Annotated in this window: 11 protein-coding genes, 1 tRNA gene and 1 pseudogene; 9 read left to right on the top strand and 4 right to left on the bottom strand. The window is 69.7% G+C overall.

Translation table 11 applies throughout. The features are described 5' to 3' along the window. Window positions 1–68: 68 nt before the first annotated feature. Window positions 69–1,268, top strand: coding sequence for an aminotransferase class I/II-fold pyridoxal phosphate-dependent enzyme (locus tag WYM_RS05450; RefSeq protein ID WP_019179822.1), 1,200 nt, complete (start codon window positions 69–71; stop codon window positions 1,266–1,268). A gap of 3 nt (window positions 1,269–1,271) precedes the next feature. On the opposite strand, the gene WYM_RS05445 is transcribed toward WYM_RS05450, so the two are convergent. Together WYM_RS05445 and WYM_RS05440 are read right to left on the bottom strand one after the other, a co-directional pair. After that, the gene (locus WYM_RS05445) at window positions 1,272–2,081 is read right to left on the bottom strand and encodes a carbon-nitrogen hydrolase family protein (protein ID WP_019179821.1); all 810 of its coding nucleotides are present in this window, start codon (window positions 2,079–2,081) and stop codon (window positions 1,272–1,274) included. Then, the gene (locus tag WYM_RS05440; protein ID WP_019179820.1) at window positions 2,078–2,602 is read right to left on the bottom strand and encodes a DUF6328 family protein; all 525 of its coding nucleotides are present in this window, start codon (window positions 2,600–2,602) and stop codon (window positions 2,078–2,080) included. The genes WYM_RS05445 and WYM_RS05440 overlap by 4 nt, the downstream gene beginning before the upstream one ends. Window positions 2,603–2,696: 94 nt before the next feature. Between WYM_RS05440 and WYM_RS05435 the strand changes: the two genes are divergently transcribed. Further along, window positions 2,697–2,770: transfer RNA gene (locus WYM_RS05435), tRNA-Met, on the top strand. Window positions 2,771–2,848: 78 nt separating this feature from the next. Here WYM_RS05435 and WYM_RS05425 read toward each other — a convergent pair. After that, window positions 2,849–3,277: a MarR family winged helix-turn-helix transcriptional regulator gene (locus tag WYM_RS05425; protein WP_237739314.1), complete on the bottom strand. Its 429-nt coding sequence runs from the start codon at window positions 3,275–3,277 to the stop codon at window positions 2,849–2,851. A gap of 126 nt (window positions 3,278–3,403) precedes the next feature. Here WYM_RS05425 and idi point away from each other — a divergent pair, with 126 nt between their 5' ends. The 7 genes and pseudogenes from idi (at window position 3,404) to WYM_RS19335 (ending at window position 9,032) form a co-directional block, all read left to right on the top strand. Then, window positions 3,404–3,955 (top strand): isopentenyl-diphosphate Delta-isomerase, encoded by a 552-nt coding sequence (idi, locus tag WYM_RS05420; protein ID WP_019179818.1) that lies wholly within the window; start codon window positions 3,404–3,406, stop codon window positions 3,953–3,955. Then, the gene (locus WYM_RS05415; RefSeq protein WP_019179817.1) at window positions 3,952–5,007 is read left to right on the top strand and encodes a polyprenyl synthetase family protein; all 1,056 of its coding nucleotides are present in this window, start codon (window positions 3,952–3,954) and stop codon (window positions 5,005–5,007) included. The genes idi and WYM_RS05415 overlap by 4 nt, the downstream gene beginning before the upstream one ends. Continuing rightward, window positions 5,004–5,891: a phytoene/squalene synthase family protein gene (locus WYM_RS05410; protein WP_019179816.1), complete on the top strand. Its 888-nt coding sequence runs from the start codon at window positions 5,004–5,006 to the stop codon at window positions 5,889–5,891. The genes WYM_RS05415 and WYM_RS05410 overlap by 4 nt, the downstream gene beginning before the upstream one ends. Further along, complete coding sequence (gene crtI / locus WYM_RS05405) at window positions 5,888–7,459, top strand: phytoene desaturase family protein (RefSeq protein ID WP_019179815.1); 1,572 nt, start codon at window positions 5,888–5,890, stop codon at window positions 7,457–7,459. Before WYM_RS05410 ends, crtI begins: the two co-directional genes overlap by 4 nt. Before the next feature lie 2 nt (window positions 7,460–7,461). After that, complete coding sequence (locus WYM_RS05400; RefSeq protein WP_026059574.1) at window positions 7,462–7,821, top strand: lycopene cyclase domain-containing protein; 360 nt, start codon at window positions 7,462–7,464, stop codon at window positions 7,819–7,821. Next, on the top strand, window positions 7,818–8,141 hold the full coding sequence (locus tag WYM_RS05395; protein WP_019179813.1) for a lycopene cyclase domain-containing protein: 324 nt from the start codon (window positions 7,818–7,820) through the stop codon (window positions 8,139–8,141). Before WYM_RS05400 ends, WYM_RS05395 begins: the two co-directional genes overlap by 4 nt. Next, window positions 8,138–9,032, top strand: a pseudogene (locus WYM_RS19335) (prenyltransferase). Before WYM_RS05395 ends, WYM_RS19335 begins: the two are co-directional and overlap by 4 nt. 67 nt (window positions 9,033–9,099) lie before the next feature. Here WYM_RS19335 and WYM_RS05385 read toward each other — a convergent pair. Next, on the bottom strand, window positions 9,100–12,030 hold the full coding sequence (locus WYM_RS05385; protein ID WP_019179811.1) for a UPF0182 family protein: 2,931 nt from the start codon (window positions 12,028–12,030) through the stop codon (window positions 9,100–9,102). Window positions 12,031–12,043 lie beyond the last annotated feature (13 nt).

Raw genomic sequence — 12,043 nt, 5'->3', positions numbered from 1 at the left:
GACTCGCCTATGCAAAACAGATGAGCCTTCCCGCGCCCTCCGGTCACCCCGCCCGCTAGCGTGAAGCGATGCGACAGATTCCGGGAGCATGGCGCCGCACCGCCGCGGGCGCCGGACTCGTCGGCCCCGACGGGTCGATCCGTCCCACCATCTTCGCCGAGATGTCGGCCCTCGCGGCCCGTACCGGCGCAATCAACCTCGGACAGGGCTTCCCCGACGAGGACGGCCCCGCCCAGGTTCTCGAGGCCGCGCGGGCAGCTATCGCGAACGGCGTCAACCAGTACCCGCCCGGTCGCGGCATCCCCGACCTGCTCGCGGCCATCGCCGAGCACCAGCAGCGCTTCTACGGCCTGCATCTGGACCCGGCGCGCCACGTGCTCGTGACCGCGGGTGCGACGGAGGCGCTCGCGGCGGCGCTGCTCGCTCTGCTCGAGGATCCCGACGACGAGGTCGTCGTGTTCGAGCCCTACTACGACTCCTACGCCGCGATCGCCGCCCTCGCCGGCGCCCGCCTGGTGACCGTGCCGCTGCGGTGGCCGGACTTCCAGCCCGATCTCGACGACCTGCGGGCCGCCGTGACCGATCGCACCCGCATCATCCTGGTGAACGATCCGCACAACCCGACGGGGGCTGTCTTCGCCTCGGAGGTGCGGGACGAGATCGTGCGCCTGGCCGACCGTCACGACGCCCTGATCGTCACCGACGAGGTCTATGAGCATCTCGCCTTCGACCGGCCGCACGTGCCGATCGCGACTCTGCCGGGCGCGTGGGACCGCACTCTGACGATCTCGTCCGGCGGCAAGACGTTCTCGACGACCGGATGGAAGATCGGCTGGATCACCGGTCCTGCGCCGCTCGTGGACGCCGTCCTGGCGGTGAAGCAGTTCCTGACCTACGTCAACGGCAGCCCGTTCCAGCCCGCTATCGCGACCGGACTCCGCCTCGGCGATGATTTCTTCGCCGTGATCGCGGGCGCGCTTCTCACCAAGCGCGACACGCTGGGCGCGGGCCTGCGCGACGCCGGCTTCGACGTCTCGGTGCCGTCGGGCTCGTACTTCACGGTCGCCGACGCCGGGCCCCTCGGGGCGACGGATGCCGCGGCGTTCTGTCGCGAGCTCCCTGAGCGCGTCGGCGTCGTGGCGATCCCGCTCACGGCGTTCGCGACACCTGAGCACAGCTCCGACTATCGAACCCTCGTGCGCTTCGCGGCGTGCAAGCGTGTCGAGGTGCTCCAAGACGCTGCGGCGCGCCTTTCCGCTCTCGCATGAGGCTCACAAGTCGCGAGCGACGACGCCGAGCCGGCGCAGCCGCAATGCGGGATTGACCCGCCGCACCCGCTCCACCGCACCGAGATCGAGGTGCGCGATCGCCACGTCGGTGGACGTGCCGACGGCGGCGAGCTCGACGCCCTGCGGATCGACGATGAGCGAATGCCCCACTCCGAGGGGCGGCGGGTGGTCGGCCGCGGCCACGAACACGGTGTTCTCGATCGCACGGGCGTGCAGCAGCGTGCGCCAGTGATGCTCTTTGAGGGGCCCTCGGACCCACTCGGCCGGAACCAGGAACACGTCGGCGCCGGCATCGACGAGAAGACGCCCGACCTCGGGAAAACGCAGGTCGTAGCAGGTCATCAGGCCGAACCGCAGACCGTCGAACTCGAACGTCGCGGGCTCGTCGATATCGCCGGCCTCGACCCAGTCCGACTCGCGCTGCCCGAAGGCGTCGTACAGGTGCAGCTTGCGATAGTGGGCGCGCAGTCCGTCCGCGGCGACGGCGACGACGGTGTTGCGCACGCGGCGCCCGTCGGCGGCACGCTCCAGCAGGCCTGCGACGACGACGACGTCGTGAGCCGCGGCCACACGGGTGAGAGCCTCCACGAAAGGGCCGTCGAGCTCCTGCGCGTTCTCGGCGAGCGACTCGTCGAAGGGGTCGACGAAGTAGCTGGAGTACTCGGGGAACACCACCAGGCGAGCGCCGCGTGAGGACGCCGTCGTGACGAGCTCCTCGATCGCGGCGATGTTGGCGTCGGTGTCGGCGATCGGCGCGAACTGGGCGACCGCGATGGGGAGGGTGGCGTTCATCGGCGACCGCCGTTCGAGCGCACCCGCACGCGGATGACGGCGGGCGCCACGACCCACAGCGCGAGGATCAGGGCCGCGAGGATGCCGAGAGCCCACAAGGCGGCGGAAGGGCCGACGACGACGTCGAAGACGAAGGCGACGACGCCCACGAGGAGCAGCGACACCGTGAGAAGGGCCGTGATGAGGGCGACGTGGCCGTAGTCGACCACTGATCGCTTTGCGCGCTGCTGGAAGAGCACGCGATGCAGCGCGACAGGGGCAAGGGCGATGATCGCGCTGAGGGCGGAGAGGACCACCAGGCTGAGGTAGATGACGCGCTGCGCATCGGTCAGATCGGCGAACGCGGGCTGGAAGGCGAGGGCGAGGAGGAATCCCGTGAGGATCTGCGTGCCGGTCTGCAGCACCCGCAGCTCCTGCAGCACTTCGTTCCAGTTGCGATCCGCGCGCTCGGCCGGCGTCTCGTTGCGACCGTCGACGCGGTCGTCGAGCGGGTCGGTGTCGGGCGGAGGCTCAGAGGGCATGCGCTCATCCTCCCCTTGCTCGCGCAGGTGCGGCAACCGCCGTCGGCTCGTGTCGCGGAGCACCGAAAACCCGTGCTAGGCTTACTTCTCGTGCCGCGGGGTGGAGCAGTTCGGTAGCTCGCTGGGCTCATAACCCAGAGGTCGCAGGTTCAAATCCTGTCCCCGCAACAGAAACGAAGAAGGACGTCCCCTCCAGGGGGCGTCCTTTTTCGTTTCTGTTCCGAGGTCCGGCGCCGAGAATCTGCGTCAGTGCGTGGGGTCGAGGGCGCCCGAGACCTCGTCGAGGAATTGCGAGATGACAGCCAGGTCGCCGTCGGCGTAGTCCGTGGCGACCAGACGCATCGCCCGCAGGTGGGTGCCGAACGTACGGAAGAACGCCTTGCGCGACTCATCGGTGAGGACCACGATGCGTCCGCGGCGGTCGGTGGGATGCGGCCGGCGCATCACATGCCCGGAATCGACGAGACGATCGAGGAGCTTGGTCGTCGATGCCGTCGAGATCCGCAGGTGATCCGCGATCTCGCGCGGGCTGACCGATCGGCCGAGCTGCTCCCGCATGATGAGCATCCGCAGCGCGGCGAGGTCGGTGGCATTCATGTCCATGTCGCCCTTCATCCCGCTGTGCATGCGATCCATGGCGTCGCTGAGCGCACGGACCGATCTGAGCACGCGCATGACAGCATGGTCGTGTTCCGACTGCGGATACCAGCGTTCGGACATGATGGACGATCCTCCCCGGACCGTTGTAGCATCGCACAGGACGCATCGCTAGATAAACTAGCGAATTCGGAGGGAATACGCATGACCGACACCGACCTCGTGGTGCTGCTGGACGATGACGGACGGGCGATCGGAACGGCTCCCAAGAGCAGCGTGCACGGAACGGACACCGCACTCCACCTCGCGTTCTCGTGTCACGTCATGGACAGGCAGGGCAACGTGCTGGTCACGCGGCGGGCCCTCGACAAGCGCACATGGCCCGGAGTGTGGACCAACTCCTTCTGCGGTCATCCGCGACCTGCCGAGCCCGTTCTGTCGGCTGTGCGCCGTCGTGCGGACTTCGAGCTGGGTCTGACCCTCGTCGATGTCGAGCTGGCACTCCCGCTGTTCCGCTACCGGGCCACCGACGCCAACGGCATCGTCGAACACGAGGTGTGCCCGGTCTACACGGCTGTCACCGACGACGAGCCGGTGCTGAATCCCCTCGAGGTCGTCGACTCCCGCTGGGTGGAGCCGAGCGCCCTCGCCGCGGCCATCGAGGCGACGCCGTGGGCGTTCAGCCCCTGGCTCGTGCTGCAGGCGCAGCAGCTGCATCTCTTCGACGCCGCCACCCCACGCCGACGAGCGTCATGATCGACGTCACGCAGAGCCCTGCGCTCGAGATCGCAATCGAAGGCTCGCTCAGCCGGATCCGCGAACGAGCGGCCGAGCTGGGGCCCGCGTTCGGGGCTCTCGGCGAGGCGATCGCCGGCGCCGCGCGCGGCGGCAAGCGATTCCGGCCCGCCCTGGTCGCGGCATCCTTCGACGCCTTCGACGCGCCTGATCGCCACGCCGCCGCCGTCCTGTCCGTCGCCACGGCGTTCGAACTCCTCCACGCCGCGTTCGTCGTCCACGACGACGTCATCGATCACGACCTCGTGCGGCGCGGTGTGCCGAACGTCGCCGGTCGGTTCCGGCTGCGAGGCCGCCAGCTCGGAGCGGATGCCGACGGCGCGGCGCAGCTGGGCGACGCGGCGGCCATCCTCGCCGGCGACCTGCTCCTGCACGAGGCGGTTCGGCTCGTCGCCATGGCGGATGTCGACGCCGACGTCCGCGAACGTCTGCTGACCCTGCTCGATGACGCGGTGTTCGTGTCCGCCGCGGGCGAGCTCGCCGACGTCGAGAACAGCGTCGCCCCGGATTGCGCGCCCGTCGAGCAGGTGTTCGACGCGGCCTTCAACAAGACGGCGGTCTACTCCTTCCGCGCTCCCCTGCAGGCCGGCGCAGTGCTCGGAGGCGCCTCGCCCGAGGCGATCGTCCTGCTCGGCCATGCCGGTGGACGGCTCGGACTGGCGTTCCAGCTCGTCGACGACCTGATCGGGGCCTTCGGGAGTCCCGAGCAGGCGGGACGCGAGAGCGGTGGCGATTTGCGGGAGGCGAAGCGGACTCCGCTGGTGGCCCTCGCGCGGGAGTCTGCGGACGCCACCCGCCTGGACGCGACGCTCGCGCTGGCGCGCACCGGCCCCGTCGCGGTACGAGACGCCCGCCGCGCGCTCGATGCGAGCGGCGCACGGGGGCGACTGCGCGACATGATCACCGACACGCTCAGCGAGGTGCGGGCGACCTCGCGCGGCGACGACCTCACCCCTGCGGCGGGCGAGCTGCTGCGTGAGATCGCCGACGGCATCGAAGGGCGCATCCCGTGAGCCGAGTCCGTGCTCGTCGCGGGGAGCCGACGGGTCTGGAGCTCTACGACGCGACGGCGCGGGATGCCGCGGCCGGCGTGATCGCCAGATATTCGACCTCGTTCGCCTTGGCGTGCCGCCTGCTGGGTCCGCGCCCCCGGCCGCACGTGCGCAGCGTCTACGCGCTCGTCCGCGTCGCCGACGAGGTCGTCGACGGACCGGCGGCCTCCGCCGGCCTGGACGAGGCGACGACACTGGCTGTGCTCGACGATCTCGAGCGTGAGACGATCCGCGCCGTCGAACGCGGTTACAGCGCGAATCTCATCGTGCATGCCTTCGCGCTGACGGCGAGGGAATGCGGCATCGGAGAAGACCTCATCCGGCCGTTCTTCGCCTCGATGCGGACCGATCTGTCCACTCGCGAGCACGACGGCGCCTCCCACGACGCGTATGTGTACGGTTCTGCCGAGGTCGTGGGTCTGATGTGCCTGGCTGTGTTCGTCAACGCGGGCAGCGTGCGGCCGAGCGACCCCGATCCGGCCCTGGTGGACGGTGCGCGGCGCCTGGGCGCCGCGTTCCAGGAGGTGAACTTCCTGCGCGACCTCGACCACGACGCCGACGCGCTGGGCCGCGACTACCTCGGTCTGGCCGCCCGCCGCGAGTCGCGCGTGAGCGTGCTCGACCGCATCGACGCCGACCTCGCCGCCGCCGCGGCGGTGATCCCGTCTCTGCCCCCCGATTGCCGGCGCGCCGTCACCGCCGCACATGATCTGTTCGCCGAACTGTCCGCGCGGCTGCGCGCAGATGCCGGTACGAGAGGACGAGTACGCGTGCCCGATCCCGTGAAGATTCGACTCGCCGCCCGCGCGTGGCTCGGTTTCTCCCCCCGGGGAGCCCGCGCATGACCGCGCGGACGCCCACTGTGCCCGGGGACGCGATCGTCATCGGCGGAGGGATCGCAGGACTCGCGACCGCGGCGCTTCTCAGCGCCGACGGATGGAGCGTGCGGCTCCTCGAGGCTCGTCACGAGCTGGGCGGCCGGGCCGGCACGTGGGAAGCCGATGGGTTCCGTTTCGACACGGGTCCCAGCTGGTATCTCATGCCCGAGGTGTTCGACCACTTCTTCCGCCTCCTCGGAACGACAGCCGCGCGCGAGCTCGACCTCGTGCCGCTGGATCCCGCCTACCGCGTGTACTCCGACCCGACGACGGGCGCCGGCCCACTGGACGTGCGGTCCGGCCGTGCGGAGGCGACCGCACTGTTCGAGAGCATCGAGCCCGGCGCCGGCGCGCGCCTCGATGCCTATCTCGACTCCGCAGCCGACGCGTACGAGCTCGCCACCAGCCGCTTCCTGTACGACACCTACGAGACGACTGCGGGTCTGCGCGACCCCGCGCTCGTGAAGCGGATGCCGCAGCTCGCGCCGCTTCTGACGCGGACGCTGGCCACGCACGTCGAGAAGCGCTTCACCGACCCCCGGCTGCGTCAGATCCTGGAGTACCCGGCGGTCTTCCTCGGCGGCTCGCCGTACGGGGTTCCGAGCCTGTATCACCTCATGAGCCACCTCGACCTCGACGACGGCGTGCTCTACCCGCGCGGCGGGTTCATCGAGATCATCCGCGCGGTCGCCCGGCTGGCCGAGGCAGCCGGGACCGTCATCGAGACCGGCGCACGTGTCACCTCGATCACGACCGAGGACGGCTCGGCGACAGGCGTCGAGCTCGCGGACGGCCGACGGCTGACCGCCGACCTCGTCGTGTCGGGCACCGACCTGCACCACACCGAGACCGTCCTGCTGCCGCGCGAGCTGCAGAGCTACCCCGAGGAGTGGTGGCGCAAGCGCACGCCCAGCCCGGGGGCGCTGCTGGTCCTCCTCGGGGTGAAGGGCGAGCTGCCGCAGCTCGCACACCATACGCTGCTGTTCTCCCGCGACTGGCGGGCGAGCTTCGACAACATCTTCGGCGCGGACGGGCGGATCCCCGATCCGGCGTCGCTGTACGTGTGCCGCCCGAGCGCCACCGACGCCGCGGTCGCACCGCCCGGGCACGAGAATCTCTTCGTCCTCGTGCCCGTCCCGGCCGACCCTTCGCTCGGACACGGCGGCCAGGAGGGCGACGGCACCCCGTCCATCGAGGCGGCGGCGGATCGCGTGATCGCCCAGATCGCCGAGTGGTGCGACATCCCCGACCTCGCCGAGCGAGTCGTGGTGCGTCGCACAGTCGCGCCCGCCGACTTCGCCGACGATCTGAACGCGTGGCGCGGCAACGCCCTGGGCCTGGCGCACACGCTGACCCAGAGCGCGGTCTTCCGGCCCCGCAACGCCTCGCGCAAGGTGACCGGCCTGTCGTACGTGGGCGCCTCCACGCTCCCGGGCATCGGGCTGCCGATGTGCCTCATCTCGGCGGAACTCGTCGTGAAGCGCCTGCGAGGCGACCGCTCCCCCGGACCGGTGGCCGAACCTGCGAGAGTGTGAGTGTGCCCGGCCTGTATCTCGTCGCGATCCTGATCTCGGCCGCCGGCATCGCCCTGCTGGATCGGCGCTGGCGATTGGCGGCGTGGGATTCCCTCGCACGGACGGTCCTCGCCGTGAGCATCGGAACCGTGTTCTTCCTGGCGTGGGACGCGGTCGGCATCGCCACCGGCGTCTTCGTCAAGGGTGACAGTCCGCTCCTGCTGGGCGTCGACCTCGCCCCGCATCTCCCGCTCGAGGAGCCGTTCTTCCTCGCGTTCCTCTCCTACCTCGGCCTGGTCGCGTGGGCGGGTGCGCTGCGACTGCTCGACCGGAGAGCGACGCACGCGGATGCCTCTGCCCCCGCCGGAACGGACGGCCGATGACCTATCCGCTCATCGTGCTGCCGTTCGCGACGCTCACTCTCGCCGCGGTGCTCCTGACCATCGGGCGACCAGGCTTCGGCCGGCGGATGGCCGCATCCGGAATCGCCGCCGCGGTGCTGATCGCCCTCACGGCGGTCTTCGACAACATCATGATCGCGGTGGGTCTGTTCACCTATCCGAGCGAACAGATCTCCGGCGTCAAGATCGGTTTGGCCCCGATCGAGGACTTCTCCTACGCCCTGTGCGCCGCCTTCCTCATCCCGGCGCTCTTCATCCTGCTGACGCCGACGCGCCGCACGACGACCGGCGGTCGCTCATGAGTGACGCCGCGCGCCTGCACCCGGGCGCGGTCGTACGGCAGCTCGTGGTCTCGTCGCGACCCGTGAGCTGGATCAACACCGCGTACCCGTTCGCGGCCGCCTACCTTCTGACCACGCGCGAGATCGACGCCGCGCTCGTGATCGGCACGCTGTTCTTCCTCGTGCCCTACAACCTCGCGATGTACGGCATCAATGACGTGTTCGACTACGAGTCCGACCTGCGCAATCCGCGGAAGGGCGGCGCCCACGGCGCCGTGCTCGACCGGCGCCTGCACCGGATCACGCTCTGGGCGGCGGGGGTGTCGTGCGTTCCCTTCGCGGTCTATCTGGTCGCGATCGGGTCCGCCGCCTCGTGGCTGGTGCTCGCGGCGAGCCTCTTCTTCGTCGTGTTCTACAGCGCCCCGCCCCTGCGGCTCAAGGAGCGCCCCTTCGCCGACTCCATCACCAGCAGCATCCACTTCTTCTCGCCCGCCGTGTACGGACTCGTGCTGGCGGGGGTCGGTGTGGACGTGGCAGCTCGGCGCCATCATCGTGGCGTTCGCGCTGTGGGGCGTGGCCTCGCACGCGTTCGGCGCCGTGCAGGACGTCGTCGCCGACCGCGAGGCGGGTATCGCCTCCATCGCGACAGCACGCGGAGCCCGCTGGACGGCCAGATTCGCGCTCGCGTGCTACGCGCTCGCCGGACTGGCGATGCTGCCGACGGCCTGGCCCGGCCCGCTGGCCGCACTGGTGGCGCTGCCGTATCTCGTCACGGTCTGGCCGTTCCGGTCCATTCCCGACGAGCGGGCGGCCGAGGCCACCCGGGGCTGGCGCCGCTTCCTGTGGCTCAACCAGCTCGCCGGCTTCCTCGTCACGCTCCTGCTCATCTGGTACGCGATCCTCACCGCCTGAGCGGGACTCGGCTCATACGGACGAAGGGCCGGCCCGCCGGGCCGGCCCTTCGTGCTGACGCAGTGAGCTACTGCTGAGCGCCCAGCTCGATGAGCGTCTCGACCGCGGCGGTCAGACGGTCGTCGGCGGCGGCGAACGCCGTGAGGTCGCCGGCCTTGAGTGCGGCATCCCTCTCGAGCATCGCCTGCTGCGCCTCCTGCAGCGCCGCCTGGTACGCGTCGGTCGGGACGGTGGGCTCGGCGGGCTCGGTCGGCTCCGTCGGCTCGGTCGGCTCCGTCGGTTCGGGAGTCGGAGTCTCTCCGGGCGCGGGAGTGACCTCGGTGTCTCCGGCATCCGCTCCGGAGTCGCCGCCGAACAGCACGTCGAGCGCCTCGTCGAGCGTGTTCTCGAACGCGATCCTGTCTCCGAAGCCCACCAGCACGCGCTGCAGCGTCGGCAGTTGCGTACTGCCCGAGGACTGGACGAAGACCGGCTGGACGTACAGGAGGCCGCCGCCGACCGGAAGGGTCAGCAGGTTGCCGTTGAGCACGTCCGACTGGCCCTGGGAGAGGATGTTGATCTGGGCCGAGACCGCCGGGTCGGCGTTGAACGTGTTCTGCACCTGCCCGGGGCCGGGCACCGGCGTCTCGGCGGCGATCTCGAGCATGCGGAGCTTGCCGTAGTCGGCGTTCTTCGTCCCCGCCTCGTTCCCCGCGTTCGAATCCACCGCGAGGTAGCCCATCATCACGTTCCGGCTCGATCCGCCCTCGGATGAGGGGATGAAGGTCGTGAACATCGAGTACGACGGCGTCTCCTGACCCGGCATCTGCATCGTCAGGTAGTACGGCGGCTGATAGGTGCCCGGGTCCACCGGGTCCTCCGGCGTCTCCCACGCGTTGTCGCGCTGGTAGAAGGCTCGCGCGTCGTCGACGTGATACACGCCCAGCATGGCGCGCTGGATCTTGAACAGGTCGGTCGGGTAGCGGACGTGGCTCATCAGATCGCCCGACATCTCGCTGATCGACTCGATGGTGTTCGGGTAGACCTTCTGCCACGTCTGCAGAATCGGGTCCTCGGCGTCCCACGCGTAGAGGGTGACCGACCCGTCGTACGCGTCGACGGTCGCCTTGACCGAGTTGCGCACGTAGTTGATGTCGTCGAGGGCGAAGCGCGGCTGGGTGTTGGCCGAGTCGGCGATCGCGCCCTGCAGGCTCACCGTCGAGGAGTACGGGTAGTTCGCACTCAGCGTGTAGCCGTCCACGATCCAGACGATCCGGCCGTCGACGACACTCGGGTACGGGTCGCTGTCGAGCGTCAGGTACGGCGCCGCCTTCTGCACCCGGTCGACCGGGTTGCGGTCGTACAGAATCTGGGAGTCCTGGTTCACGTAGTCCGAGAACAGGATCTGCTCGGACTGGAACTTCAGGGCGTAGATGAGGCGATTGAACACGTTGCCCACCGACGGCCCGCCGTCGCCTTCGAAGGTCGTGCGGGTCTCGGATTCGCCGTCGGCACCGGAGGGGTAATCCAGCTCCACCGGGTCCGCGCCCTCGGGGGCGCCGACGATCGAGTACGGCGGGGATGCCTCGCCGAAGTACACGCGGGGCTCGAAGCCCTCGCCCTCCGAGAGAACTCCGGTGGCGGGGATGCCGCGCTCGATGAACTCGGGGAAGCCGTCGACGGTGCGGGCGTTGCCCTTCGCTGCGACCAGTCCGTAGCCGTGCGTGTAGACCACGGTGGTGTTCTGCCATGTCGACGCGGCGCCGAGCTGGTCCACGTTCAGCTCTCGGACCGAGACCAGTGTGTCCTGCGACTCGCCGGCCACCTCGTAGCGGTCGACGTCCAGCGTCTCGGCGAACTGGTAGTACGCGCGGTACTGCTCCTGCTGGCGCACCGTGGGCGGGATGATCGCGGGATCCATGATGCGGATCGACGCCGTGGTCTCGGCGTCCTCGCGCAGCTGCCCCGGGCCCACGTCGGTGACGGCTTCGAAGTCGCTCTTCTCGAGGCCGTCGATGCCGTACGCCTCTTTCGTCATGTCGATGTTGTGCTGGTAGTACTCGCTCTCGTACGCCAGCTGGTTGGGCTGCACCTGGAAGGTGCGCACCACCCACGGGTAGCCCACGCCGAGCACGATGGCCGAGACCACGAGCAGCGCGGTGGCGATCAAGGGGTAGCGCCAGCGGCCGATGACCGCGGTGACGAAGAAGAGGAGGGCCACGATGACTGCGGCGAACGCGAGGATCGTCTGGCCCTGGATGACGGCGTTGGCCTCGGTGTAGCCCGGGCCTGTGATGCGCCCCGCGGCGCCGGGCTCGACGAGCGTGCGGTAGCGGTCGAGCCACAGGCTCACCCCCTGCACGAGCAGGTACAGACCCGCGATGACGGCGAGCTGGATGCGGGCGGATTTCGAGATGCGCAGCTCGCGCTGGCCGACGCGGACCGAGCCGTACAGGTACGACACCAGCGCCGTCACGAGCAGGCAGACCAGCAGGACGGCTGACACGAAGCCGATCAGGGTGCCCCAGAAGGGCATCGCGAACATGTAGAAGCCGGTGTCGAGGTTGAACAGCGGGTCGCGGGTGTCGGTCGCGACGCCGTTGAACCAGAGCCAGGTCGTCTCCCACTGGGCGGACGCCGCGAAGCCGGCGAAGAAGCCGAAGAAGACCGGGATCCCCCACATCGCCAGGCGGCGCAGCGGCTCGACGACCTCCTGGTAGCGGTCGAGCTGAGAGCTCAGGCGCGCGTACACGGGGCGCAGGCGGTAGGCGAGCTGGATCGCGAGCCACACCGGGACCGCCATGCCGAGGAAGCCGATGACGAACATCAGCACGCGCGCGCCCCACTGGGTCAGCAGCACCGAGTCGAATCCGAGCTGCTCGTACCAGAGCCAGTCGGCGTACAGGCTGGCGAAGACGAAGAACGCCACCACGAGCGCGGCGATGATGGCGAGCGTGATGGCGATGATGCGGCGAGAGCGCGAGGGTGTGGCCGAGGGCGGCGGGGAGGTCGTGGTCACTGTTCCATCCTAG

This window comes from Microbacterium yannicii PS01 (assembly GCF_000304335.1).
Taxonomy (GTDB): Bacteria; Actinomycetota; Actinomycetes; order Actinomycetales; family Microbacteriaceae; genus Microbacterium; species Microbacterium yannicii_A.
The sequence above is the reverse complement of the archived record's forward strand: the minus strand, read 5'-3'. Positions and strand labels throughout refer to the sequence as shown.

What these genes read in the sequence shown, in the direction of transcription:
- crtI (WP_019179815.1), top strand. Translation starts at nt 5,888, where the DNA reads ATGACCGCGCGGACGCCCACTGTGCCCGGGGACGCGATCGTCATCGGC.
- WYM_RS05425 (WP_237739314.1), bottom strand. Translation starts at nt 3,277, where the DNA reads ATGCGCGTGCTCAGATCGGTCCGTGCGCTCAGCGACGCCATGGATCGC.
- WYM_RS05395 (WP_019179813.1), top strand. Translation starts at nt 7,818, where the DNA reads ATGACCTATCCGCTCATCGTGCTGCCGTTCGCGACGCTCACTCTCGCC.
- WYM_RS05440 (WP_019179820.1), bottom strand. Translation starts at nt 2,602, where the DNA reads ATGCCCTCTGAGCCTCCGCCCGACACCGACCCGCTCGACGACCGCGTC.
- WYM_RS05450 (WP_019179822.1), top strand. Translation starts at nt 69, where the DNA reads ATGCGACAGATTCCGGGAGCATGGCGCCGCACCGCCGCGGGCGCCGGA.
- WYM_RS05445 (WP_019179821.1), bottom strand. Translation starts at nt 2,081, where the DNA reads ATGAACGCCACCCTCCCCATCGCGGTCGCCCAGTTCGCGCCGATCGCC.
- WYM_RS05415 (WP_019179817.1), top strand. Translation starts at nt 3,952, where the DNA reads ATGATCGACGTCACGCAGAGCCCTGCGCTCGAGATCGCAATCGAAGGC.
- idi (WP_019179818.1), top strand. Translation starts at nt 3,404, where the DNA reads ATGACCGACACCGACCTCGTGGTGCTGCTGGACGATGACGGACGGGCG.